The sequence below is a fragment of the Gordonia oleivorans genome (assembly GCF_040044975.1).
In the GTDB taxonomy this organism is placed as follows: Bacteria; Actinomycetota; Actinomycetes; order Mycobacteriales; family Mycobacteriaceae; genus Gordonia; species Gordonia oleivorans.
This window is the reverse complement of record NZ_JBDZDI010000003.1, coordinates 212,379-237,023: the sequence shown is the minus strand read 5'-3', so window position 1 is coordinate 237,023 and position 24,645 is coordinate 212,379. Positions and strand designations below refer to the sequence as shown.

The 24,645-nt window shown below is 67.8% G+C and carries 22 protein-coding genes and 1 other RNA gene; 13 read left to right on the top strand and 10 right to left on the bottom strand.

The genetic code is table 11. The features are described from left to right. Positions 1 to 33 precede the first annotated feature (33 nt). Positions 34 to 1,074: a zinc-binding metallopeptidase family protein gene (locus tag ABLE92_RS07635; RefSeq protein WP_348804164.1), complete on the top strand. Its 1,041-nt coding sequence runs from the start codon at positions 34 to 36 to the stop codon at positions 1,072 to 1,074. A gap of 12 nt (positions 1,075 to 1,086) precedes the next feature. On the opposite strand, the gene ABLE92_RS07630 is transcribed toward ABLE92_RS07635, so the two are convergent. Together ABLE92_RS07630 and ABLE92_RS07625 are read right to left on the bottom strand one after the other, a co-directional pair. Then, the gene (locus ABLE92_RS07630) at positions 1,087 to 1,563 is read right to left on the bottom strand and encodes a low molecular weight protein-tyrosine-phosphatase (protein ID WP_348804163.1); all 477 of its coding nucleotides are present in this window, start codon (positions 1,561 to 1,563) and stop codon (positions 1,087 to 1,089) included. Then, positions 1,556 to 2,341, bottom strand: a complete 786-nt coding sequence (locus ABLE92_RS07625) for an HAD hydrolase-like protein (RefSeq protein ID WP_348804162.1) — start codon at positions 2,339 to 2,341, stop codon at positions 1,556 to 1,558. The genes ABLE92_RS07630 and ABLE92_RS07625 overlap by 8 nt, the downstream gene beginning before the upstream one ends. Positions 2,342 to 2,374: 33 nt before the next feature. Here ABLE92_RS07625 and cobC point away from each other — a divergent pair, with 33 nt between their 5' ends. From cobC to ABLE92_RS07605, 4 genes are all read left to right on the top strand, one after another. Next, complete coding sequence (cobC, locus tag ABLE92_RS07620) at positions 2,375 to 3,448, top strand: Rv2231c family histidinol phosphate aminotransferase CobC (RefSeq protein ID WP_484494644.1); 1,074 nt, start codon at positions 2,375 to 2,377, stop codon at positions 3,446 to 3,448. Beyond that, positions 3,435 to 4,568, top strand: a complete 1,134-nt coding sequence (locus ABLE92_RS07615) for a Nif3-like dinuclear metal center hexameric protein (RefSeq protein ID WP_348804160.1) — start codon at positions 3,435 to 3,437, stop codon at positions 4,566 to 4,568. Before cobC ends, ABLE92_RS07615 begins: the two co-directional genes overlap by 14 nt. Before the next feature lie 163 nt (positions 4,569 to 4,731). After that, a complete protein-coding gene (locus tag ABLE92_RS07610) occupies positions 4,732 to 5,469 on the top strand; it encodes a zinc ribbon domain-containing protein (protein ID WP_348804159.1) in 738 nt (245 codons plus the stop codon). A 38-nt stretch (positions 5,470 to 5,507) separates the two neighbouring features. Then, positions 5,508 to 6,125 carry a histidine phosphatase family protein gene (locus ABLE92_RS07605; protein WP_348804262.1) on the top strand — a complete coding sequence of 206 codons (618 nt, stop codon included), beginning with the start codon at positions 5,508 to 5,510 and terminating at the stop codon, positions 6,123 to 6,125. Positions 6,126 to 6,248: 123 nt separating this feature from the next. Here the strand turns inward: ABLE92_RS07605 and rnpB are convergent. Then, an RNA gene (gene rnpB, locus ABLE92_RS07600) (RNase P RNA component class A) lies at positions 6,249 to 6,652 on the bottom strand. Positions 6,653 to 6,806: 154 nt separating this feature from the next. Between rnpB and ABLE92_RS07595 the strand changes: the two genes are divergently transcribed. Beyond that, the gene (locus tag ABLE92_RS07595) at positions 6,807 to 8,225 is read left to right on the top strand and encodes an RNB domain-containing ribonuclease (protein WP_348804158.1); all 1,419 of its coding nucleotides are present in this window, start codon (positions 6,807 to 6,809) and stop codon (positions 8,223 to 8,225) included. A 15-nt stretch (positions 8,226 to 8,240) separates the two neighbouring features. On the opposite strand, the gene ABLE92_RS07590 is transcribed toward ABLE92_RS07595, so the two are convergent. Both ABLE92_RS07590 and pip read right to left on the bottom strand, forming a co-directional pair. Beyond that, positions 8,241 to 9,734, bottom strand: coding sequence for a CYTH and CHAD domain-containing protein (locus ABLE92_RS07590; RefSeq protein WP_348804157.1), 1,494 nt, complete (start codon positions 9,732 to 9,734; stop codon positions 8,241 to 8,243). A gap of 68 nt (positions 9,735 to 9,802) precedes the next feature. Beyond that, the gene (gene pip, locus ABLE92_RS07585; RefSeq protein WP_348804156.1) at positions 9,803 to 10,771 is read right to left on the bottom strand and encodes a prolyl aminopeptidase; all 969 of its coding nucleotides are present in this window, start codon (positions 10,769 to 10,771) and stop codon (positions 9,803 to 9,805) included. Between the two features lie 187 nt (positions 10,772 to 10,958). On the opposite strand from pip, the gene ABLE92_RS07580 reads away from it, so the two are divergent. After that, positions 10,959 to 11,618: a variant leucine-rich repeat-containing protein gene (locus ABLE92_RS07580; RefSeq protein WP_348804155.1), complete on the top strand. Its 660-nt coding sequence runs from the start codon at positions 10,959 to 10,961 to the stop codon at positions 11,616 to 11,618. An 80-nt stretch (positions 11,619 to 11,698) separates the two neighbouring features. Here the strand turns inward: ABLE92_RS07580 and panB are convergent, their stop codons facing one another. Next, on the bottom strand, positions 11,699 to 12,565 hold the full coding sequence (gene panB / locus ABLE92_RS07575; protein WP_348804154.1) for a 3-methyl-2-oxobutanoate hydroxymethyltransferase: 867 nt from the start codon (positions 12,563 to 12,565) through the stop codon (positions 11,699 to 11,701). Positions 12,566 to 12,910: 345 nt separating this feature from the next. Here panB and glnA (ABLE92_RS07570) point away from each other — a divergent pair, with 345 nt between their 5' ends. The 4 genes from glnA (ABLE92_RS07570) to ABLE92_RS07555 all read left to right on the top strand — a co-directional run bounded on the left by glnA (ABLE92_RS07570) (position 12,911) and on the right by ABLE92_RS07555 (position 19,050). Then, positions 12,911 to 14,251, top strand: a complete 1,341-nt coding sequence (gene glnA, locus ABLE92_RS07570; RefSeq protein WP_348804153.1) for a type I glutamate--ammonia ligase — start codon at positions 12,911 to 12,913, stop codon at positions 14,249 to 14,251. 104 nt (positions 14,252 to 14,355) lie between these two features. After that, entirely contained in the window at positions 14,356 to 17,367 is a 3,012-nt protein-coding gene (locus ABLE92_RS07565) for a bifunctional [glutamine synthetase] adenylyltransferase/[glutamine synthetase]-adenylyl-L-tyrosine phosphorylase (RefSeq protein WP_348804152.1), read from the top strand. Positions 17,368 to 17,369: 2 nt separating this feature from the next. After that, positions 17,370 to 18,311 carry an endonuclease/exonuclease/phosphatase family protein gene (locus tag ABLE92_RS07560; protein WP_348804151.1) on the top strand — a complete coding sequence of 314 codons (942 nt, stop codon included), beginning with the start codon at positions 17,370 to 17,372 and terminating at the stop codon, positions 18,309 to 18,311. Positions 18,312 to 18,393: 82 nt separating this feature from the next. Continuing rightward, complete coding sequence (locus tag ABLE92_RS07555; RefSeq protein ID WP_348804150.1) at positions 18,394 to 19,050, top strand: biliverdin-producing heme oxygenase; 657 nt, start codon at positions 18,394 to 18,396, stop codon at positions 19,048 to 19,050. A gap of 16 nt (positions 19,051 to 19,066) precedes the next feature. Here ABLE92_RS07555 and ABLE92_RS07550 read toward each other — a convergent pair whose 3' ends face one another. Continuing rightward, positions 19,067 to 19,828, bottom strand: a complete 762-nt coding sequence (locus tag ABLE92_RS07550; protein ID WP_348804149.1) for a TetR/AcrR family transcriptional regulator — start codon at positions 19,826 to 19,828, stop codon at positions 19,067 to 19,069. Between the two features lie 99 nt (positions 19,829 to 19,927). Here ABLE92_RS07550 and ABLE92_RS07545 point away from each other — a divergent pair, with 99 nt between their 5' ends. Beyond that, positions 19,928 to 21,454: an MFS transporter gene (locus ABLE92_RS07545; RefSeq protein ID WP_348804148.1), complete on the top strand. Its 1,527-nt coding sequence runs from the start codon at positions 19,928 to 19,930 to the stop codon at positions 21,452 to 21,454. A 7-nt stretch (positions 21,455 to 21,461) separates the two neighbouring features. Here ABLE92_RS07545 and ABLE92_RS07540 read toward each other — a convergent pair whose 3' ends face one another. The 3 genes from ABLE92_RS07540 to glnA (ABLE92_RS07530) form a co-directional block, all read right to left on the bottom strand. Further along, positions 21,462 to 21,875 (bottom strand): hypothetical protein, encoded by a 414-nt coding sequence (locus ABLE92_RS07540; RefSeq protein WP_348804147.1) that lies wholly within the window; start codon positions 21,873 to 21,875, stop codon positions 21,462 to 21,464. A 71-nt stretch (positions 21,876 to 21,946) separates the two neighbouring features. Further along, complete coding sequence (locus ABLE92_RS07535; protein WP_348804146.1) at positions 21,947 to 22,132, bottom strand: hypothetical protein; 186 nt, start codon at positions 22,130 to 22,132, stop codon at positions 21,947 to 21,949. Between the two features lie 190 nt (positions 22,133 to 22,322). Then, a complete protein-coding gene (gene glnA / locus ABLE92_RS07530) occupies positions 22,323 to 23,756 on the bottom strand; it encodes a type I glutamate--ammonia ligase (protein ID WP_348804145.1) in 1,434 nt (477 codons plus the stop codon). 374 nt (positions 23,757 to 24,130) lie between these two features. Here glnA (ABLE92_RS07530) and ABLE92_RS07525 point away from each other — a divergent pair, with 374 nt between their 5' ends. Beyond that, positions 24,131 to 24,628 (top strand): RDD family protein, encoded by a 498-nt coding sequence (locus tag ABLE92_RS07525; protein ID WP_348804144.1) that lies wholly within the window; start codon positions 24,131 to 24,133, stop codon positions 24,626 to 24,628. Positions 24,629 to 24,645 lie beyond the last annotated feature (17 nt).

The window sequence follows — 24,645 nt, the reverse complement described above, 5'->3', positions numbered from 1 at the left end:
GGATTCGTGCGACGCCGCTACTAAGCTGTTCCAATGCGTGACTTTCTCTGCCGGCGGTGCGGCCAGCGCCTGACGTTCGAGAACAGTCTGTGTCTGCACTGCGGGAGCGCGCTGGGATTCTGGCCGGCCGCCGGCACGATGGTGCTGCTCGATGGTTCCGGGCACGCCGTCATCGCTGGGACGAGTGTTCGTCGATGCGCCAACAGTGTTCGTGCGCAATGCAATTGGTTGGTGCCGAAGGATCATCGCAGCGCCTTGTGCGCGTCCTGTCGGCTCACCCGGACCCGCCCCCGCGACGAGGACATCCGCGCGGTGGCGGTCTTCGGGCAGGTCGAAACCGCCAAGCGCCGAGTCATCTGGGAACTGTCCGAACTGGGCCTGCCGATCGTCGCGCGCGCCGACGATCCGCGTTCCGGACTCGCCTTCGACCTCCTGTCGAGCCGAGATGTGTCGGTGATCACCGGGCACTGCGCCGGTGTGATCACCCTCGATCTGGCCGAAGGGTATCCGGTGCATCGGGAACGTCAGCGCGTCGAACTGGCCGAGCGCTACCGCACGGTGATCGGACACTTTCGCCACGAGCTGGGGCACTACTACCAGATGGTGCTCGTCGACGAGGCCCCCGATCCGGCCCGGGCGGCCGAGTTCCGGCGGCTGTTCGGTGATCCCGATGCCGACTACGACGCCGCGCTGCGTCGTCACCACTCCCGAGGTGCTCCGCGCGACTGGTCGGCGAGTCACGTGTCCGGGTACGCGACGATGCATCCGCGGGAGGATTTCGCCGAGACATTCGCGCATTACCTGCACATCCGCGACACCCTCGACACCGCGGCGCGCTTCGCGATGGCGCCGTCGGAGGCAGCACTCGACGAGACGCCCGCCGACGTCGCGGATTTCGACCGGCTCATCGCATGCTGGTTACCGACGATCTGGGCGTTCAACCAGATCAATCGATCGATGGGGCACAGTGGCCTGTATCCGTTCGTGCTGGCCGAACCGGTCGTCGAGAAGATGCGGTTCGTGCACGACCTCACCCTCTCGGAACGGGTCGCCGAGCACGCACGAACGGCCTGATCGCCGGGCGCCTCAGTCGCCCAGGCGGTCCCGGACCCAGTCGAGGAGTCCGGGCATCGCCGCCTCGATCTGGCTGCGGGTGACCGCGAAATCCTCCGGTGTGCCGTAGTACGGATCGGACAGATCGAGATCGTCGGCGGGTGCCGCCGGGTCGAAACTTCGCAGCAGTCGGGTCCGATCGCCGAGCCGTTTACGTTCGAGTTCCTTCACGTGCCCGGCGTCGGCGGCGACGAACAGGTCCGCATCGATGTGCTCCGGGCCCAGCTGGGCGGCGACGTGACCGTCGGGGTAGCCGTGGGCGAGCAGTTCGGTCCGGGCACGGTTGTCGGCGGCCTCGCCGACATGCCAGCCGCTGGTTCCGCAGCTGCTCACCTCGACGCGGTCGGACAGGCCGGCGTCGAGTAGCGACTGGGCGAAAATATTCTGTCCCATCGGGGAACGGCAGATGTTGCCGGTACAGACGAAACAGACGTGGAGTAGGTCAGACACCGAGTACCTCGCGCAGATCTTCCATCGACTCGACGCTCCAAGAGGCAGCGTCGCGCTCGCCGGGCAGGGCATACCCCCAGCCCACGATGACGGTCGGGATGCCGAATCCGGCAGCACCTTCCACATCGTGGGATCTGTCGCCGATCATCACCGCCGGTTGCTGCGGTCGGTGTGTCTGCGGGTCGAGCGGTATGCCCAATTGTGCCAGCGCATGGGCGATCACGTCGGACTTGTGACGCCGGGTGCCGTCATCGCTGGCACCGGCGATCACCCGGAAGTTGGCGGAGAGCCCGAAGTGATCCAGGATGGCCCGCGCGGTGTTCTGGTTCTTCGACGTCGCGACGGCCAGTGTGCGTCCGGCGGCGTACAGGTCGGCCAACAGTTGCGCCATACCGTCGAAGACCGCATTCTCCAGCCAGCCGACGTCGGTGTAGCGCGCACGATAGGCGCGCATCGCCGCATCGGCGGTCTCCTCGTCGAGACCGAGCGCCATCAGTGTGTCGATCATCGGGGGGCCGGCCACGCCGGCGACCACACTCTCGGGTGGCGGTGGCGCACCGACCTCGGCGAGTGCATGTCGGAAGCTGTTGGCGATCCCGGTGAAACTGTCGGTGATCGTGCCGTCGAGGTCGACGAGCAGGACGGTACCCGGGTCGGCAGGGTTCGGTGACCCCGCAGCGCTCGGAGACCCTGCAGCGCTCGGTGGTTCTGCGGCATGGCAGGGCTCGGTGGTCGTGGGTCGCTCGGTGGTGGACGACTCTGGGTCTGGCCGGGACATCACCCGTCCATGGTGCACGTAGTCTCTGACGGTATGACATCGGGGCTGCACGCACTCGACCGCCACGGCGATCAGGAGGCCGGCGACGGCATGCTCGACTTCGCCGTCAACGTCCGCGGCCCGGCGCCGTCGTTCGTGCGGTCGGCGATCGGGGTCACCCTCGATGACCTGGCCCGATACCCGTCGCACGCGGCGAGCGCGCGGACCTGCGCGGCGATCGCGAATGTGCACGGACGTGCCACCGACGAGGTGATGCTGCTGGCCGGTGCCGCCGACGGCTTCGAGCTGTTGCCGAAACTCGGCGTGCGCCACGCCGCACTCCTGCAGCCGTCGTTCACCGAACCCGAATTGGTGCTGCGTGCCGCGGGGATCGCGGTGACGCAGGTCGTGATCGACCCGGCGCAACCGATCGATGCCGACGTCGCGTCCCGCATTCCCCCCGATGCGGACCTGGTGGTCGTCGGCAATCCGACCAACCCGACGTCGATGCTGCACGACGCCGACGGGCTGGCGGGGCTGCGTCGTCCGGGTCGGGTGCTCGTCGTCGACGAGGCCTTCGCCGACCTGACCATCGACCCGGTCAGCGGGCGCACCGAACCCCAGTCCCTGGCGCATCGTCGGTTCGACGACGTGATCGTCGTCCGCAGTGTCACCAAGACCTTCGGGCTGGCGGGGCTGCGGGCCGGTTATCTGCTGGGTGCGCCGGACCTGCTGGCCCGCCTGCAATCGGGGCGGCGGGCCTGGCCGTTGTCATCGCCGGCGCTGGCCGCGTTGGCCGCGTGTGTGTCCGAGCAGGGGGTGCGGTTCTGCGCCGAGCAGGCCATCGCGGTTCGCGCCGAGCGTGACCATCTGGTGCGGCGGCTCGACGAGATCGGGGTGTCGGTGAGTGCCCCGCCGTCGGCGCCCTTCGTCCTGATCGAGCTACCGCACGCATTCGCCATCCGGGAGTCGTTGCGCAACAACGGTATTGCGGTGCGAAGCGCTGCGAATTTCGTCGGTCTCGGCGACGACCATGTGCGGTTGGCGGTGCGGCCGGCCGACCAGGTCGACCGTCTCGTCACGGCGTTGGAGCGGGCGCGAGAGGAGATCTCCGTTGGCCATTCATGAGGATGTGCCGGTGACGGTCGGTGCGGTCGTCGAGGTGCTCGAGGCGGCCTATCCACCACATCTGGCCGAGACATGGGACGCCGTCGGTCTGGTGTGCGGGGACCGCGCCGAATCAGCGGGTCGGATCCTGGTATGCGTCGACGTCACCGACGACGTCGTCGATGCGGCGGTCGTCGGCGGATACGACATGATTCTCGCGCACCATCCGCTGCTGCTGCGCGGCGTCGAATCGGTGGCTGCCGACACCGCCAAGGGCCGCATCGTGCACCGCCTGATCCGAGCCGGGATCGCGCTGTTCACCGCCCACACCAACGCCGACAAGGCTCGCCCCGGTGTCTCCGACGCGCTCGCCGACGCCCTGGGTCTCCTCGACACCCGGCCCGTCGACGCCGAACCCGTTGCTCGCCTCGACAAGTGGGTGGTGATGGTGCCCGAGGGCAATGCCGAACAGGTCAGCGAGGCGATGTTCGCCGCCGGCGCCGGACAGATCGGCGATTACCGCGACTGCGCGTGGACGGTGGTCGGCGTCGGGCAGTTCGAGGCGCGCGACGGGGCGAATCCGACGATCGGTGAGATCGGGGTGCGCGAGCGTGTCGACGAGGCACGGGTGGAGATGGTGGCGCGCCGGGGTCTGCGGGCCGCGGTGCTCACCGCCCTGCGTGCGGCGCACCCGTACGAGGAACCCGCCTTCGACGTCATCGAAATGGCGTCACTGCCTTCTGAACTCGGACTCGGACGGATCGGGCGACTACCGAAGCCGACGACGGTCGGGGAGTTCGCCGCCGACGCCGCCCGGGTGTTGGGCACGCCGTGGGGTGTGCGGGCCACCGGTGACCCCGACCGCCGGATCGAGACCGTCGCGGTGTGCGGTGGCGCCGGCGACTCCTTGCTCGACGCGGTGCGCCGCGCGGGCGTCGATGCGTATCTCACCGGCGATCTCCGGCACCATCCTGTCGACGAGTCGCTGCGCGCCGGTGGGCCGGTGCTCATCGACGCAGGACACTGGGCCACCGAATTCCCGTGGTGTGCTCAGGCCGCCACACTGATCGCCGCGGCCACCGGATCGGCGGTCGAGGTGTACACCACTCCCACGGATCCGTTCACCGTTTGCGCACCGTGACGTCGCGGCGCGTAGCGTGAACGTTCACCCAGACAGACGAGGGCGGCCCGGGGAGGCTGCCACGTCCATGACACGCCGCATCCATGACACACCGCACCCATGACACACCGCACCCATGACACAACGTCCATGACACAACTTCCATGACACAAGGAGACACCCGATGAAGGTCGATGCCGCCCGGCAACGACTCCTGCTCGAGTTGGCCGATGTCGACGCCGGACTGGCGCGGCTCGACCACCGCGCCCGCAATCTGCCCGAGGATGCCGAGATCGCCGAGGCGACTCGCGGCATCGACGCCGCCCGCGACGATCTGGTGCGCGCGGAGATCTCCGCCGAGGACCTCGATCGGGACTATCGCAAGATGGACAGCGAGATCACCGGTATGCGGGATCGGGAGCAGAAGGATTCGGCGTTGTTGACCGCCGGAGGCCTCGCCCCCAAGGCGCTCTCGGAGTTGCAACACGAGCTGACCGGGCTCGGACGTCGCCGGCAGGTGCTCGAGGACGATCTGCTGGAGCTGATGGAACGGCAGGAGGCCGTGGTCGCGGAGCAGGAGCGCGCCTCGGCGACCGTGGCGCATCTCGAGACCGAGCTCGCGGCCCTGCAGGGTCGGCGCGAGGAGGCGCTCGCCACGGTGACCGCCGATCGGGAGGCCCTCGACGCCCGGCGCGCCGACATCGGTGCCGAGGTGCCCACCGAACTGATGCCGATCTATGACCGCCAGCGGGCCGCGGGCAAGGTCGGTGCCGGTCTGCTGCGGGCGCGGCGCTGTGGTGCCTGTCGGATGGAGCTCGACCGCGGCACGTTGTCGGCGATCGGTGCCGCCGATCCCGACGAGGTGATCCGGTGTGAGGAGTGCGGTGCGATCCTCATCCGTACCCACGAATCCGGTCTGTGAGCACCCGGCCGGTGAGCGCTCCCTCCTGGCAGGGACAGATGGCCGCACCCACCCGCCTGGTGCTGGTGCGGCATGGACAGACGCCGTTGTCGGTTGAGCGCCGCTACTCGGGGCGGGGTAATCCGGCACTGACCGGGCTGGGCGTCGCCCAGGCCGCCGGTGCCGCCGAACGCATCGCGCTGGAATCCGAGGTGGCCGCTGTCATCAGTTCGCCGCTGGAGCGGACGCGGGCGACCGCGCAGGCCATCGTCGATCGCGTCGGCGGTGAGGTCATCGTCGACGAGGGCTTCGTCGAGAACGACTTCGGCACGTGGGAGGGCCTGACGTTCTCCGAGGCCAAGGCCCGTGACCCGGAGATCCACGCGCGGTGGCTCGGCGATTCGTCGGTGCCCGCACCGGGAGGCGAGAGTTTCACCCAGACCGCCGAGCGTGTCATCGCCGCCAAAGAACGGCTACTCGGACAGTTCCCCGGTCAGACCGTGGTGGTGGTGTCGCACGTGACGCCGATCAAGTCACTGCTGCGGCATGCGCTCGACGTCGGCCCACAGTTGCTCTTCCGATTGCACCTCGACCTCGCGTCGGTGTCGGTGACGGAGTTCTTCCCGGACGGTGGTGCGGTTGTGCGGTCGGTCAACGAGACCGCCCATCTGCGCTGACGGCGCTCGGTTCTGCACTCACGGCGCTCGGTTCTGCACTGACGGCGCTCGCCATGTTGTCGACGGCGCTCGCCATGTCGTTGACGGCGCCCAGAATCGGCGCAGCGGCGGCTCGGGGAAGGGCGAACGAGTCGGCGTGTAAGCCGGATCCTGTTCCGACCATAGGTCGGCGGCGACCATCCATCTGGGCACTCCGTCGCCGGGTACCTCAAGCGGCCCACCCGCGGGCTGGGGCGAGCAGCCCTCGTAACACCCGCGCACACGCACCCTGCGGTCCGTGCTTCGGCCTTGCTCCGGGTGGGGTTTACCGAGCCGACGCGGTCACCCGCATCGCTGGTGCGCTCTTACCGCACCGTTTCACCCTTACCGACCTCGCGGTCGGCGGTCTGTTCTCTGTGGCACTGTCCCGCGGGTCACCCCGGGTTGCCGTTGACAACCACCCTGCTCTGTGGAGTCCGGACTTTCCTCGGCGCCTGGCGTTTCCAGTGACTGGTCGTCCCATGCGCCGCGGCCGCCCGGCCGACTCGTTCGCCCGTACAGGATACGCCGGGCGCAATCGGGGACTGATAGGTGCTGTCGCCGAACACGAGAGCGCCGGCAACGAGGGAGGCAGCGTCGTCAACGAGATGGCGTACGCCGGATTCCGTGGAACCGGCGCGGCGCCGCGGTTAGGGTCGGGGAGTGCAACGCAGATTCTCCGCGCCGGATATCGATTTCGACGCGATCCGCGGCGAACTGGGTGTCTCCGAGGATTACGGCGAGGCCGCACTCGACGAGGCGGAGAACGCGGTCGACCGGCACGCCGACGAACGCACCGACGACACGCATATCCCCTTCGTCACGATCGATCCTCCCGGCTCGATGGATCTCGATCAGGCGGTCCACATCGAGGCCGTCGGTGACGGCTTCGTCGTCCGCTACGCGATCGCCGACGTCGCGGCCCTGATCGAGCCGGAGGGGGCGCTCGATCAGGAAAGCCGCCGCCGCGGCTCCACGATCTACTTTCCGGACCGATCGGTGCCGCTGCACCCACGGGTGTTGTCGGAGGGCAGTGGTTCGCTGCTGCCGGAGGTGACGCGGCCGGCAGTGCTGTGGACCATCGCGGTGGCCGGAGCGGGTGAGGTCACCGATGTCGACGTCCGACGCGCGACCGTGCGGTCGGTGGCCCGACTCGACTACGAGCAGGTCACCGCCGACGCCGCCGCAGGGGCGCTGCATCCCTCCATCGTCGACCTGCCGCGATTCGGCGAGCTGCGCCGTCGGGTTGCGTTGTCGCGCGGTGCGATCGAACTCGACCTGCCCGATCAGGAAGTGGTGCGCGACGCCGCCGGGTGGAGTCTGCGGCTCGCTCCGCACACCGCGGCGGACATGTGGAACTCACAGGTCTCACTGTTGACGGGGATGAGCGCCGGACAGATCATGGCCGCCCACGGCGTGGGATTGCTGCGCACCCTGCCGCCCGCACCGGCCGAATCGGTCACCGACCTTCGTGCCACCGCCGCGGCCCTGCGTGTTCCGTGGCCGTCGGAGGCGACTCCGGGCGAATTCCTGGCGTCGCTGCCGCCCGACGAGCCGACGACCCTCGCGCTCATGTCCCACGCGGGCGGACTCATGCGCGGGTCGGGATACCTCGCCCTGACCGGATCCGAAACGACCGACGCGGCCCCGGAGTCCATGGTGCACGCGGCGATCGGCGGGGTCTACGCACACGTCACCGCTCCGCTCCGCCGCCTCGGGGACCGGTTTGCGACCGAGGTGTGCCTGGCGGTCACCGCCGGAAAACCGGTGCCCGACTGGGTGATCCGCGCGCTCCCCGCCCTGCCCAAGGTGCTGCGGTCGGCCGACGCCCTCGGCTCGGCCGCCGACCGGGAGAGCATCGACCTGGCCGAGGCGATGGTGCTCGCCGACCGCGTCGGTGACCGATTCGATGCGGTCGTGCTGTCCGCCGCGGAAGCGAAGAAGCCTGCGCGCATCTTCATCGACGACCCGGCCGTGATGGCGCGCTGCGACGGTACGCCGCCGCAGGCCACGCGCATCACGGTGCGGCTCACCACCGCCGATCCGACGCGCCGCACCGTCGGGTTCGCGCCGGTCGTCTGACGCGGAGTCGTTGCGCTACAGCGCTTTCGCGGCCGTGCGATACGCGGCCAGGGCACGTTCGCCCGCGGCCTCCTGGAGCGTGTCGATCCGGCCCAGGAGGAACATGTCCCGCCCGCTGAGCGTGGTGGTGGTGTCGACGATCTCGCTCAGCCGGGCGCGGTTGATGCGGGTGTCGTTGTAATCGCCGAGTGCCGACTGGATCTTCTTCGCGACAGCGGCAACCTTTTGATACTTCTTGATCTGCAGCGGTTCTCCGGCATCGGTGGCATAGCGCAGCTTCTTGGCCCGCTTGCGGATCACGTGCAGTTGCTCCTGCCATTCGTGCGAACCCTCGGTGAGCGAGGCCAACTCGGCCTGCGCCTTCCGAATCTTCTTGCGGTTCTTGGTAATCGCGGCACCGACTGCCGACGATGCGGGTATGTCGGCGTCCGGGCCGGCCGGCGGGTCGGTGATCAGGGCGTCGATGTCGTCGAGGAGTGTGAAGTACCGCTGGGAGTTCATCGCGGCGTGGGCGGCCCGGATCGCCCGATCGTGGATGGCCGATTCGGTGTCGGTGAGTGCGGCCGCCAGGGTTTCGGACGGTTCGAGCCCACGCAGCAGGTTCGTGTCGATCTCCAGTTGGACCTCGGAATCCCGGGCCTCGCCCAGAATCCGTGCGAGCAGCTGCAATTCGTCGTTGAGGTGGGCGGTGCGGTCCGGGTCGAGCACGGTGGGGAATCCGCTGAGGATGCTGCGGATGCGGCGGGTGGCCACCCGCATCTGGTGGACCGCGTCGTAGGCGTCGACGCGCACCTCGGGATCGTAGGCGATCAACGCGTTGCGATGAATCGCGAGGTCGGTGACGACCAGTTCCAGTGCGGTGGGGCGCTTTCCGAGCCGCGGCTCGGAGTGGACCGGGGTGGAGCCGATCGCCCGCGCGAGTTTCGACGCACTCGACGGCTCGTGTGCGCCCGCCGCGCGGAGGTGCTTGTGGGCGGCCTTCAACAGTCGTGGGGTGCCGCCGGCGAGGAGTTCGAACTCCCACTCCGACCACTGCTGGATGTCGCCGCCGGGGAGCAGTGACCGGGCGGTGACGTGATCCTCGGCGAACTCCGCGAGTTCGACGTCGTCGACGCCGAGCAGCGTGGTGATGGTGCGGGTGGTCGAGATGACCGCGACCGGGATGAGGCTGCGGTGGCGGGTGAGGGCGAGCACCGGGAGCATCAGTGCGTCGGGGATGTCACCGTCGGCGGGGGCCTCGTCGAATCCGATCCGCAGTTCCTTGCGGGCACCGGGAATGTTTGTGGGCCGCTTGAGATGCCACCCACTGTCGTGCCCGCCGGTGCGGCGGCGCATGGTGATCCGGTTGCCCGCCAGATCGAGGTTGTCGGTGTCGAAGTAGGTGGCGTCGAGGGTGAAGGTCTCGGGTGTGCGTGCACTGACCACTCCCGGCAGAGCCCGCAGATCGGGGGCGACGATGCCGGCCTCGACGTCGAACTTCAGCTCTACTTCGACCTGCTCAGCGGCCACGGGTCCTCCTGTCGAGAAAACGGATATATCCGAAGTCTATGCGGTGGATCGTGGTCGCCGTCGCAGGCTCAGCGATCGGCGAAGTCGTCCGTCGCCTCGATCAGATGATGGCGAATCCCCGGTTCAAAAGAGGCATGTCCGGCGTCGTCGACGATGTGCAGCGTCGCCGACGGCCACGCCCGGTGCAGATCCCACGCACTGCGCATGGGGCACACCACGTCGTAGCGACCCTGCACGATCACGGCCGGGATGTCGGCGATGCGACCGATGTCGCGCAGCAGTTGTCCGTCGTCGAGGAAACCGTGGTGCACGAAGTAGTGGTTCTCGATGGCGGCGAAGGCGATGTCGAACCGCGGGCCGGCGTCCTCCTTGGCCGCGGCCGCCTCCGCCGGCTTGGGTACCAGGTAACTCGTCGCCTGTTCCCATCCGGTCCAGGCCCGCGCGGCGGTCGCCGCAACGCTCCGATCCTCGGAGGTGAGCAGTCGGTGATATGCGGCGACGAGATCACCGTCGCGTTCGGCCTCCGGGATCGGGGCGAGGTAGGACTCCCACTCGTCGGGGTAGATGTGGGCGGCGCCGCCGTTGTAGTACCAGTCGATCTCGCTGCGGCGCAGCAGGAAGATGCCGCGCAGGACGAGTTCGGTGACGCGATCGGGATGGGTTTGGGCGTAGGCCAGGCCCAGTGTGGAGCCCCACGAGCCGCCGAAGATCTGCCAGCGGTCGATGCCCAGGTGCCCGCGCAACGCCTCCATGTCGGCGATGAGTCCGGGGGTGGTGTTGACGGCGAGGTCGGCACCGTCGGCGATGTGGGGTCGCGACTTTCCGCATCCACGCTGATCGAACAGCACGATCCGGTACCTGGCCGGGTCGAAGAACCGGCGTTGATCCGGCGCGGTCCCGCCACCCGGACCACCGTGGACGAACACCACCGGCTTGCCGTCCGGGTTACCGGAGGTCTCCCAATAGATTTGCTGACCGTCCGTGGTGCCCAGATGTCCCGACGCATAGGGCTCGATCTCCGGATAGAACTCGCGCATGTCTCGACCCTAGGGCATCGATGTGCGACTCATCGCGCGCCGACCGACGTCCTGGTCGTACGTCCGGTGCGGCGTGAGTTCGTCCGACCGGATGAAACCGGTCGGACGAACCGGGTGTGGGCGCCGGACTGCCGTAACGTGCGATGCGCTAACGGAAACGAGGCGCGGAAGGGATCACCAGTCGCCGATGATCGAACACATCCATCTGGCCGGACCGGCAGCGGTCGACGTCCTGGCCCGCCGCCGCGGCGGCGGTATCTCCATCTCCGGAAGCATCGGCTACATAGTCGCGATCATCGTCCTGATCGTGGCGATCGCGGCCGGGAAGTGGCTGTGGCAGAACCGGGAAATGGTGGCGCGCCAACTTCGGGCGCTGCAAGGACCCGGAAACCAGAACTCGATGCCGCCCAACGGGCTGCCCCCGAACGGGATGTCACCGAACGGGATGCCCCCGAACGGGATGTCACCGAACGGGATGCCCCCGAATGCGATGCCGCCCGGCTCGATGCAGCCGGGGATGATGCCGCCGGTGTCTCCGTACGGTCAGATGCCGCCCGCCCCGGCGCCGTCGGCGGGGCCGCCCATCGGAGCCGCGCCGCCACCGCCGCCGCCCCCGCCTCCCGCGTCGTCAGGTGCACCGGGCCCGGCTCCTGCTCCGGTCCCGCATGCGACGCCGGCACCGTCGGCTCCGGCCGCGTTGCCGGGCGATGTCCGGATGGCACGTGACCCGCAGACCCCTCGACACGTGCTGGTCCACATGGCCAACAACGCGCCGCAATTGCATCCGCATCTGCTGGAGAATCCTGCGCTCGAACCCGGCCTGCGTCAGTGGTTGTCCACCCGCTGAGTAATCCCCGAAGATCGCCCAACGCGACATGACGATGCCCGCCGATCACGGCGGGCATCGTCATGGTGGTATCGGGGAACTCAGTAGCTGTGCTCGGGGCCGGGGAAGACTCCGCGGCGCACCTCATCGGCGTATTCGGCTGCGGCCGAACGGAGTTCACCGCCGACGTCGGCGAAGCGCTTGACGAACCTGGCGGTGCGGCCGTGGGTGAACCCGGCCATGTCCTGCCAGACGAGGACCTGTGCGTCGGTCTCGTTGCCCGCGCCGATACCCACGGTGGGGATGGTGAGCTTGCGGGTGATCTGGCCGGCGAGGTCGGCCGGGACCATCTCCATGACGACGGCGAAGGCTCCGGCCTCCTGTACTGCGATGGCGTCGGCGATGGTCTGATCGGCGGCGTCGCCGCGGCCCTGGACGCGGAAACCGCCGAGTCCGTTGACGCTCTGCGGGGTGAACCCGATGTGGGCCATCACCGGGATGACGGCGGCGGTCAGGGTGGCGATCTGATCGGCGACGCGTTCGCCGCCCTCGAGTTTGACTGCGTGGCAGCCGGTCTCCTTGAAGAAGCGCACCGCGGTCTCGAGGGCCTGCTGCGGGCCGGCCTCGTAGCTGCCGAAGGGGAGGTCGGCGACGACGAGGGCATGCGGTGCGCCGCGGACCACGGCGCGGGCCAGCGGGATGAGTTCGTCGGTGCTGACCGGGATCGTGGTGTCGTAACCGAGGACGACGTTGGCCGCCGAGTCGCCGACGAGCAGGACCGGGATCTCGGCGTCGTCGAAGATGCGTGCGGTGGAGTAGTCGTAGGCGGTGAGCATCGACCATTTCTCACCCTCGGCCTTCATCTGGGCGAGGTGATGAACGCGGGTGACTCGACGGCGCGCGGGTGCGGCGCCGGAATCTGCGGGAGTGGCCGGTGCGGACGCACCGTAGATGGAAACGTCGGACATCGTTGTCTCTTTTCTTCCTCGAGTCCTGCGTCGGCAGGTACCCGGGCGGGTGGGACACCCCATTGTCCCATCGGATGTTCACCCACAGGGCGCCGTCGACTATGGGTTTGGTCACATCGGCGCGTCGGCGACCGACGCGAATCACGAGCTGATCGGCCGGGCGGATCGCCCCCCCGGCCGTGGTCCACGACGGCCAGGGCGGTGGTCCACGACCGCCAGGCCGTGTGTCCACGATGGGAGAGCAGTTGTCCGAATCGTGAGACGAGATGTCGAAAGTTGCAGGATGTTGCGTTCGACTTGTGAACGTAACACGGATTTAACAGGGGATCCCTAATGTCGGCGGTCATGGATCGCCAAAAGGAATTCGTGCTCCGGACCCTCGAAGAGCGCGACATCCGATTCGTGAGGCTATGGTTCACCGACGTTCTGGGATATCTCAAGTCCGTCGCCATTGCGCCGGCAGAGCTCGAGGGAGCGTTCTCCGAGGGAATCGGGTTCGACGGCTCGGCCATCGAAGGGTTCTCGCGGGTGTCGGAGGCCGACACCATCGCCAAGCCGGATCCGTCGACCTTCCAGATCCTGCCCTGGACCACCTCGGCCGGCCGGCATCACTCCGCACGCATGTTCTGTGACATCGCGATGCCCGACGGCACCCCGAGCTGGGCGGATTCCCGGCACGTGCTGCGCCGGCAGTTGAACAAGGCCGCCGATCTCGGATTCAGTTGCTACGTCCATCCCGAGATCGAGTTCTTCCTCCTCAAGGACGCGCCGCTGGACGGCAGCGTGCCCACCCCGGCGGATTCGGGCGGTTACTTCGATCAGGCCGTTCACGACGCGGCGCCCAACTTCCGTCGACATGCCATCGAGGCGCTCGAATCGATGGGCATCTCGGTGGAGTTCTCCCACCACGAGGGCGCACCCGGCCAACAGGAGATCGATCTGCGCTACGCCGACGCGCTCTCGATGGCCGATAACGTGATGACCTTCCGCTACGTCATCAAAGAGGTCGCCATCGATGAGGGCACCTGGGCGACGTTCATGCCCAAGCCGTTCAGCGATCACCCGGGCTCGGCGATGCACACCCACATGAGCCTGTTCGAGGGCGAGACCAACGCGTTCCACAACCCCGACGACCCGATGCAGCTCTCCGACACCGGCAAGAAGTTCATCGCCGGCATCCTGCATCACGCCGCCGAGATCAGCGCGGTCACCAATCAGTGGGTGAACAGCTACAAGCGCCTCATCCACGGCGGTGAGGCCCCCACCGCGGCCACCTGGGGCGGCGCCAACCGGTCAGCGCTGATCCGCCTGCCGCTCTACACCCCCAACAAGGCGTCGTCGCGGCGCGTCGAGGTGCGCAGCCCCGACTCGGCCTGCAACCCCTACCTCACCTTCGCGGTCCTGCTCGCCGCCGGACTCAAGGGCATCGCCGAGGATTACGAACTCCCCGACGAGGCCGAGGACGACGTCTGGGCGCTGACCCCGGCAGAGCGTCGCGCCATGGGATACAAGGAACTGCCCGGCAGCCTCGCCGACGCACTGCAGGCGATGGAATCCTCCGAACTGGTCGCCGAAGCCCTCGGCGAGCACGTCTTCGAGTACTTCCTGCGCAACAAGTGGACCGAATGGACCAACTACCGCAGCCTGGTCACCCCGTTCGAGCTGAAGAACTACCTGCCGCTGTAACTCCGGCGCACCCGACACATCGGGCATCCCGGCACGCGGTCCGGCAGACACGCTGAAGGGGGACCGGCGTCGGAGTCCGGCGTGCGGGGCGTTACTTTCGTGGGGTGACATCGCTCCACGGTCGAGGTGCCGTCCCCAGCGCCGGGCGGTTGGGTCTGCTCAACTCGTCCGCGCCCGCCGACCTGGCCGAGCTGGGATGGGATTCGGAGACGTCGATCGATCTGCTCTGGGCGCTGTCCCGCGCGCCCGACGCCGATCTGGCCCTGCGTGCGCTGACCCGGCTCCGTGCCGCCGCCGCGCCGGGCGACTGGGATGAGATCGACGCCTTGCTGCGGGCGGACAAGGGGTTTCGAGGGCGGCTCTTCGGGATTCTCGGTTCCTCCGACGCCCTCGGCGATCACCTCGTCGCCGAGCCGTCGTCGTGGCGCACACTCATCTCCGACACGCTGCCGAGCCTCGACGAGATCTACTCCTCGATGCTGGCGTCGGTCGACGCGGTGGCCGAACAGGGTGAGCTCGAGAAGGGCAACAAGGTCTTTCGGGCCGGGTTCAGTGGGCCCAAGGCGGTCGTGGCGATGCGGCTGGCCTACCGTGACCTGATCCTGCAGCTCGCCGCGCACGACGTCGCCTCCACCGTCGAGGACGAGCAGGTCATGTGGTTCCCCGAGGTCGGAGCGTTCCTGGCCGATCTCGCCGACGCGGCATTGACCACCGCACTGGCCGTGGCCATCCGGGAGGTGTGCGGTGACGCACCGTTGACCGTTCGGCTCGGGGTCATCGCGATGGGCAAATGCGGTGCGCGCGAACTGAATTACGTCAGCGACGTCGACGTGGTGTTCGTCAGCGAACCCGCCGACGGCCGCTCGGCCCGCATCGCCGGTGAGCTGATGCGGGTCGGATCGCTCGCGTTCTTCGAGGTCGACGCGGCACTGCGTCCCGAGGGCAAGGCCGGCGCACTGACCCGCACGCTCGAATCACACATCGCCTACTACGACCGGTGGGCCAAGACGTGGGAGTTCCAGGCCCAGCTCAAGGCCCGTCCGATGACCGGCGACATGGAACTGGCCAACGCGTACTTCGAGGCGATCAACCCCCTCGTCTGGCAGGCGGCCGAGCGTGACGACTTCGTCCACGAGGTGCAGGCAATGCGCCGGCGCGTCGAGGAACTCGTGCCCGAAGACGAACGCGAACGCAACCTGAAGCTCGGCAGCGGCAGCCTGCGCGACGTCGAGTTCGCCGTGCAGCTGCTGCAGATGGTGCACGGCCGGGTCAACGAGAAGCTCCGCGTCCGCGCCACCGTCGACGCTCTGGAGGCGCTGACCGCCGGTGGCTACGTGGGACGCGACGACGGGGCCAACCTCATCGCGTCGTACCAGTTCCTGCGGCTCCTCGAGCATCGGCTGCAGCTGCAGAAGATGACGCGGACCCATCTGCTGCCCGAGTTCGACGACGACGAGGGCATGCGGTGGCTCGCGCGAGCCGCCCACATCCGCCGCGAAGGTGACCTGGACGCCACGGCGGTGTTACGTCGCCAGATCAAACACCAGGCGCTGCGGGTGCGTCGCCTCCACCAGAAACTCTTCTACCGGCCGCTGTTGGAGGCCGCGACCCGCTTCAACCCCGAGGAACTGACGCTCAGCGACAAATCCGCCGAGCGGCGTCTGGCCGCGCTGGGATACGCCCAGCCCGAGCGGGCGCTCAGCCACATCCGGGCCCTCGCGTCGGCGCCGGGGCGACGCGGTCAGGTGCAGTTGCTGATCCTGCCGCAACTCCTCGAGCACATCGGCGACACCCCGGACCCCGACGCCGGACTGCTCAACTACCGCCGCCTCTGCGAGGAGATGGACAACGACTGGTTCCTGCGGTTGCTCCGCGACGACGGTGTGGTCGCCGAACGCCTGATGAAGGTGTTGGGGACCTCCGAGTTCATCGCGAATCTGCTGATGCGCTCGCCGGAGGTCATCCACCTCTACTCCGACGGGGCCAACGGGCCCAAACTCTGCGAGACCCGCCCCGAGGATGTGGCCAAGGGCCTCGTCGCCTCCGCGGTGCGGCAGACCGATCTGCAACGTGCGGTCGCCGCGGCGCGGTCGCACCGCCGCGCCGAACTCGCCCGCATCGCCTCGGCCGACGTCCTCGGGATGATGGATGTGCCGCAGGTCTGCCATGCCCTCTCGAGCATCTGGGCGGCGGTCCTCAACGCGGCGCTGACCGTGGCCACCAACGCCTCCGAGGCGGAGCGCGGCGAGGAGGCGCCGGCACTCATCGCCGTCATCGGGATGGGACGCCTGGGCGGGCTGGAGCTCGGCTACGGCTCCGATGCCGACGTGCTGTTCGTCTGCCAGCCCAAACCCGGCGCCGACGAGCAGGTCGCGGTGCGGTGGGCGCAGGGCATCGCCGAACGGGTCCGGTCGATGCTGGGTTCGCCCAGCCAGGATCCGCCTCTGGTGGTCGACACCGGTCTGCGTCCCGAGGGACGCAACGGGCCGGTGGTGCGCACCCTGACGGCGTACGAGGCGTACTACGAGCAGTGGGCCCAGCCGTGGGAGATCCAGGCATTGCTGCGGGCCCACCAGGTGGCCGGCGACAATCAACTCGGCATCGACTTTCTGCACATGGCCGACCGGATCCGGTACCCGGCCGGCGGGGTGTCGTCGGCGGCGGTGCGTGAGATCCGACGGATCAAGGCCCGCGTCGACTCCGAGCGGCTGCCGCGCGGCGCCGACCCGGCCACCCACACCAAACTCGGACGCGGGGGACTGGCCGACGTCGAGTGGACCGTGCAGCTCATGCAGCTGCGTTACGCCCACCGATACGCGTCGCTGCACAACACCTCGACGCTGCAGACCCTCGACGCGATCGGATCGGCGGAACTGTTGGGGGAGAACGACGTCGCGACGCTCAAACAGGCGTGGCTGACCGCGACCAAGGCCCGCAACGCACTGGTCCTGGTGCGTGGTAAACCGGTCGATCAACTGCCGGCCCCCGGAAAGCAGTTGCGGCAGATCGCCTTTGCGGCCGGCTGGCCGGAGGACCAGGCGGCGGAGTTCCTGGAGAACTACCTGCGGGTGACCCGCCGGGCAAAGAACGTGGTGCGCAAGGTCTTCGGGGCCTGAGGGTGCGCAGACTGCTCGCCTTCGTCGCGATCATTATCGGATGGGTGCTGCTCGCGGTCACCGCCGTCGGCGCATTCCTGCACTTCTTCACCTCGCGGGGCACCTACGCGATCTACGCCACCGCCCTGGTGCCGCTGACGATCGTGACCGGCGTGGCGGCGTTCGTGCTCTTCCTCGTGCTGCGACGGTGGATGGCGCTGGCGCTGACGGTCGTCGCGATCACGGTGCTGTGCTTCACCCAGGGGCCGCTCTGGGTGTCCCAGACCGCCCCGGCCGGTGACCGCTTCACCGTGGTCACCGCCAATCTCCAGTTCGGCGGTGGCAACGTCGACGATGTCGCCGCGGCGGCCGCCGACGCCGACCTCGTCTCCTTGCAGGAGGTCACCCCGGAGGCACTCGACCGGGTCCGCGCAAGTGCGCTGGCGGGGCGACTCCGGTATGAGTACGCGATCCCAGGACCGCAGGCCGCCGGCACCGTGCTGCTCAGCAGTCGGCCGCTCACCGACGAGGAGCGCATCCCCAACATGGTGCTCAACAATCTGTCTGTGCGTACGCCGGTCCCGGGGGCGGCGTCGACGAGGGTGCTGGCGGTGCACACGCCGGCGCCGTTGAGCGGGCATGCCGGCGACTGGGTGCAGGACATGGGTCTGCTCAAGGATCAGTTGCAGGCGTTGCCCGACGGCCCGGTGATCGTGGCCGGCGATGTCAACGCGACCTGGGATCACGTGCAGTATCGGGACCTGTTGACCGACGGGTTCGCCGACACCACCTCCCAGGCCGGGGCCGGATGGCGACCGACCTTCCCGACCGATCGATTCGGTGACCGCCCCCTCGCGGCGATCGATCACGTGATCGTGCGCGGGTTCATCGCGACCTCGGTGCGGACGTTCTCGGTGTCGGGGTCGGATCATCGAGGAGTGGTGGTCACTCTGGTGGCCTCCTGACCGCCCGCGCGGGGCTGGTGGGTGTGATCAGGTTTGCCACACCTTCCCTCCGTCGTGCCCAGGGTGGTATCAAAGGTGCATCATGACGTCGATTTCCGATCCCCCCGCCACGGTTCCCCCGGCCACGGTGTCCGCGCGGCTGCGTGCGGCCACCGCAGTGGCACATGAGCAGGCCGAGAGTTCCCCGTTCATCGACGACCTGATGTCGGGCCGCCTCGATGTCGATGCGTACGCCGGGCTGGCGCAGCAACTGCTGTTCGTCTATCGCGCTCTGGAGGACGTCGGGGATCGGCTGGCGGGTGACGCGGTGGCCGACGCGGTCCGCGACGAGAAACTCCGACGTGTGCCCCGGCTGACGGCCGACCTCACCGCCCTGGGCGTCGATGTCGACGCGATCACACCGACTCCCGCGGTGGCGGCCTACGTGTCGGCGATCGAGGCCACCGCGGCCGACCCGGCTCGCTACGTCGCCCACCACTACACGCGGTACCTCGGCGACCTCAGCGGGGGACAGGTCGTCGCGCACCGGATGCGTCAGCACTACGGCGTCGACGACGCCGCGCTGACCTTCTACGCCTTCGACATCGACAAGCTCAAGCGCTACAAGGATTCCTACCGGGACAGCCTTGACGCGCTGCCCCTCGATGCCGACGGCGTCGACCGTCTCGTCGACGAGGCGATCGGGGCGTTCGGCCACAATCAGGCGCTCTTCGCCGATCTGGCGGCCGATCGCGGCTGACCGTTTGGTGGATGGCTCACGCGCGCTCGATCGTGCGTGCCAGTCCGTCCAGAATGACCTCGAGCCCGAATTCGAGTTGCTCGGTCACGAAGTCGTCGTTGTCGTCGGTCAGTCGGGCGTCGCTCACCGCACCGAGCAGCGCGGGATAGTGGGTGCCGTCGATGAGGTGGATGACCATCTCCTCATAGCTCATCGCCGACGTGGACTCCGGACGGGCGCTGCCGAGCAGGCCCATCTGTGTCGCCTGCCGGAGGGTCTGACGTACGAAACCGTCGACGACCAGGAGCGCGTTCATCTTGTGCTGACCCGAGAGCGCTGTGCCGTCGAAGCAGCGGATGCCGGCCTCGGTCCAGGACAGGACGTTGGGGCCCACCGGTGGCCGCGACATCGGGATCTCGGTGAGCCAGGGCCGTCGTCGTAGGTCCGCCGCAGCCGTCATGGCCCACTCGCCGATGCGCTCGCGCCAGGTTCCGCGAGTGCCCAGGGCGTCGTCGGCGGGGCCGTATGCCTCGTCGACGAGCAGGTCGATGATGTCGGCCTTGCTGTCGACGTAGCGATACAACGCCATGGTGCTCAGCCCGACGGCGTCGGCGATGGCCTTCATCGACACCGCCTCCCATCCCCGATCGTCGGCGACCGACACCGCGGCGCGGGCGATGTCGCGGACGGTCAGCGCCGGTCTGGGGCCGCGTTTGGTCGTCGAAACCGAACGACCCCACAACGCTGCGATCGATCTCGGGAGGGATGCGGCGACGTCCGCGTCGTCGGGTGAGGGCATACGCCCATCGTACTAATTGCTTGTGCTGTACGCAGATAGCTCCTATCATCTGGATATGACATAAACAGTATGTGTCATACGCAGAAAGGAGTTGTTCTCATGTCCTCTCGTTCCCCGTGGCTGTCGGTGGTGATCCTCTGCCTGCCGATGCTGATCGTCTCGATGGATGTCTCGGTGCTGTTCTTCGCCGTGCCCTACATCGCGGCCGACCTCAATCCGTCTCCCGTGCAGCAACTCTGGATCTTCGATGTCTACGGCTTCGTTCTCGCCGGGCTTCTGCTGACCATGGGGTCGGTGGCCGATCGGATCGGGCACCGACGGCTGTTGATGTGGGGCGCAGCGGGATTCGGCGCCGCCTCCGTCCTCGCGGCGACAGCCTCCTCGCCGGCGATGCTCATCGGTGCGCGCGCCGTCCTGGCGGTGTCGGGTGCCACGCTCATGCCCACCACGCTGGCCCTCATCAAGTACGTCTTCGACGGCGACGACGCGCGCCGGGCCAAGGCCATCGCGACCTGGAATGCCGTGCTGGCGGGCGGAGTGGCGGTCGGACCCATCATCTCCGGACTGCTCCTCGAGCACTTCTGGTGGGGATCGGTGTTCCTGATCAACCTGCCGGTGATGGCGCTGCTGCTGATCGTGGCGCCGTTCGTGCTGCCCGGGGTGACGGCGGTGGCCGGGCGGCACGTCGACCTGCCCAGCGCGGTGCTGGCGCTGGCCGGTGTGCTGCCGACGGTGTACGCGCTCAAGGAGTTCGCCGCGAAAGGCTGGTCACCACAGCGTGGCCTGATGCTGGTCGTCGGTGTGATGGCATTGTGTGCCTTCGTTGTTCGCCAGCAGCGTCTGAGGGTACCGATGCTCGATCTCGGGCTTCTGGCGCAACGACGGTTCGCGGTGTCGGTCACGACGAATCTGGTGTGCATGTTCGCACTGCTCGGCAACTCGGTGATCGTCACCCAGTATCTGCAGTCGGTGCTCGGCTACAGTCCGCTGCGCGCCGCGATGTGGAGTGTGCTGCCGACGGTGGCGGTTGCCGTCGCCGCGCCGGTCGCGGTGAGCGCCGCCGCACGCACGGGAAGGCCCGTGGTGATGATCAGCGGATTACTCGTGGGGACTGGGGGATATGTGGTGCTCGCATTCTCCGGCACCCACACCTTGATCACGGCGCTCGTCGGATCGGCGTTGCTCGCCTCGGGGATCGTCGCAACGACGTCGGTGGTGGCCGATCACGTCGTCGGTCTCGCCCCGAAGGAACGCGCAGGTGCCACGGCCGGGCTCTTGGAGACCACCAGCGAACTCGGCGGCGCGCTCGGTATCGCGGTGCTCGGTAGTGTCGTCAGCGCGGTGTATCGGTCGGCGTTCCCCTCCGCGGACGGATCGGGGGCGGCGGCGGACAGTCTCGCCGGTGCCGTCGCCCAGTCTCATTCGCTGCTGCCCGGCGACGCCGCAACAGTGCTGGACGCGGCACGTGCCGCGTATGTGAGCGGGATGTCGGCGGCGGCGTGGACCGGCGCCGCGGTGCTGCTCGCCTGCGCGGCACTGGTCGCATGGGCAACCTGGATGCCCCGTCGACGGCTTCGGCGCGTCGAACCACTGGGGATCGTTGCGCCGATCGGAGGCCGCGGGTGAGTGGTGGTCAGTTCTTGGCGTCGGCCGCGTTCTCGCGGGCTTCGCGGATGCCGGCCTTCGCGAGCAGGAAGGGAACGAAGAGCGTCGCGAGCGCGGTCACCAGCCACACGATGACGGTGGCGGCGATCCAGGTGGGGATGCCGGTGATCGAGATGCCGTCACTGACGGGAAGCAACTGCGTCAACAGCAGCGCGACGAAGGTGGATACCAGCCCGACCCCACCGAGCAATGCCTCGGCGTTCTTGGCGACGAACTTGGTGATGAACGGTCCCAGAATCAGTTGTGCCGCAGCAAAAATAACCAGGGCGAGCAGAAATCCGGCCCAGTGGATCGTCATATCGTCGAGCACCGCGGTGGCGACCAACAATCCGATGGCCGCCGAGATCAGATACACGAGGGTGCGGATGAGTATGCGGATCATGGCCTCATCCTAAGACGGTCTCGTCATGTTCTGTGGGAGAACTCGGCGTGTGCGAAATGCCGGCGAATTCGTCAGAGAACTTCGACTTTCGAGCCGGTCTTGAGAACGAATTGCTCGCGATCATCGGAGCTGTGGACGAGTTCGACGAGGCGCTCGTCGGTTCCATGCGGGACCTGCTTGCGCACGACGGCGGTAACGCCGTCCACGCTGATGCGATCACCGGGAGCCAAGTCTTCAACAAAAAGCATACGGGACATGTGGGAAAGGTTACGGCCTGCGCTGTGATTGCGTGAGAGGAAAAGGTCCCGCGTGGGATCCTTCACACACAATTGACGTAACGGTCTGGATTTTGACGATTTTCTCGCACCCGGATGCCGAATGGCCCACCGGCAATGCCGGTGGGCCATTCGATTCCGTGCGTGCGGTCGGGGTCACCGACCAGCCGTGTCAGCAGTCGTAGTAGAGCGCGAACTCATACGGATGCGGACGGATCTGCACCGGCTCGATCTCGTTCTCGCGCTTGAGCGCGATCCAGGTCTCGATGAGGTCCTCGGTGAATACGCCACCGGCGGTGAGGTATTCGTGATCCTCTTCGAGCTTGTCGATGACCGCCGACAGCGAGGTCGGGGCCTGCGGGATGCCCTTGGCCTCCTCCGGCGGAAGCTCGTAGAGGTCCTTGTCGACGGGCTCGTGCGGCTCGATCTTGTTCTTGATGCCGTCGAGACCGGCCATCATCATCGCCGCGAAGGCCAGGTACGGGTTACCCGAGCTGTCCGGGCAACGGAACTCGAGGCGCTTGGCCTTCGGGTTGTTGCCGGTGATCGGGATACGCACGCAGGCGCTGCGGTTGCGCTGGCTGTAGACCAGGTTGATCGGGGCCTCGTAGCCGGGCACCAGACGCTTGTAGGAGTTCACCGTCGGGTTGGTGAAGGCCAGCAGCGACGGGGCGTGGTGCAGGATGCCGCCGATGTAGTACCGCGCCAGGTCCGACAGGCCCGCGTAGCCGGCCTCGTCGTGGAACAGCGGCTTGCCGTCCTTCCACAGCGACTGGTGGGCGTGCATGCCCGAGCCGTTGTCACCGAAGAGCGGCTTCGGCATGAAGGTGACCGTCTTGCCGTTGGCGTACGCGGTGTTCTTGATGATGTACTTGAACAGCAGCACATCGTCGGCCGCGTGCAGCAGCGTGTTGAACTTGTAGTTGATCTCGGCCTGGCCGCCGGTGCCGACCTCGTGGTGACCGCGCTCGAGCTCGAAGCCCGCGTTGGTCAGGTTGGTCGACATCTCGTCGCGCAGATCGACGTAATGGTCGTAGGGGGCCACCGGGAAGTACCCGCCCTTGGGGCGGACCTTGTAGCCGAGGTTCGGGCTGCCGTCCGGGTCGGTCGGCGAACCGGAGTTCCACCAGCCCGACTCGGACTCGACCTCGTAGAAGGTGCCGTTCATCTGCGAGTCGAAGGCCACCGAGTCGAAGATGTAGAACTCGGCCTCGGCACCGAAGAAGCAGGTGTCGGCGATGCCGGTGGAGGCGAGGTAGTCCTCGGCCTTGCGGGCGACGTTACGCGGGTCGCGGCTGTAGGCCTCGCGGGTGAACGGGTCGTGGACGAAGAAGCTGACGTTCATCGTCTTGGCCTTGCGGAACGGATCGATCCGCGCGGTGGCCGGGTCGGGCAGCAGCATCATGTCCGACTCGTCGATCGACTGGAAGCCGCGGACCGACGATCCGTCGAACGCCAGACCGTCCTCGAACACCGACTCGTCGAACGCCGAGGCGGGAATCGAGAAGTGCTGCATCACACCGGGCAGGTCGCAGAAGCGGATGTCGACGTACTCGACACCCGACGACTTGATGCCCTCGAGAAGTTCTTCGTTGCTGCTGTACACCGTGCGGTGACTCCTTCATGTTGTCGGGGTCAGGCCGCGTGAGCGTGACCTGACACGCCTGGTCCGCTTTCGAGAGGCGACAGCGGATCTCAGCCTGAACCGTATGGACGTGACGTTGCCCGTACGTCAAAGCCATGTTTCTCGTGTGTTACGCGGATCTGGCGGTCGGGGCGTCGTACCCAGTGCAACTATTCCGTATCGACCACACGGGGCGAAAGGGATCCCCCTCATTGCCCTCGCGGACCAACCCCGGGCGGGATCGGGCGCGGCGGCCGGGCCCACAATCAGGCCTCTACCATGGGACTCATGCACGACCCGGAGTTCTGTTCCCGCCCCATCACCTCGTCGACGCCACCGGCGGAGGTGATCTGCTGATGGGACGCGCCACCGGATCGTGGTTGTCGGGTCCTCAGTCCAGCCGGCCCGTCGATCTCGAGTACCGCGGTGCCGATCTCGGGCTGCCCGAGGCCGGGCCGGGTTCCCTGGTCGGGGGCTGGCCGCGCACCCTCGCACTGCTCATCGACTGGCTGATCGGCGGTGGACTGGCCCTGCTGTTCGTGAGTTTCGGCTCACCCAACCTCGGCCTGGCGGTCCTCGCGGTCTGGTTCGTCATCGGCGTGGTCTCGGTGACGCTCTTCGGATTCACCCCCGGCCAGTTCGCCGTGGGGATCCGGGTGGCCCGCGTCGATCACGGACCCGACCGGATGGCCGACGAGGTGGCCGGCACCGTGCCGGTCGCGTCGGTCGGGCCGATCCGGGCCCTGGCGCGTCAGGTGCTGATCGTGTTCCTGGTGCCCGCGCTCATGAACGACTACAACGGCCGCGCCCTGCACGACCGCGCCACCGGCACCGCGATGGTGCACACGCGTTGACGCGGGAGGTGCCGGAT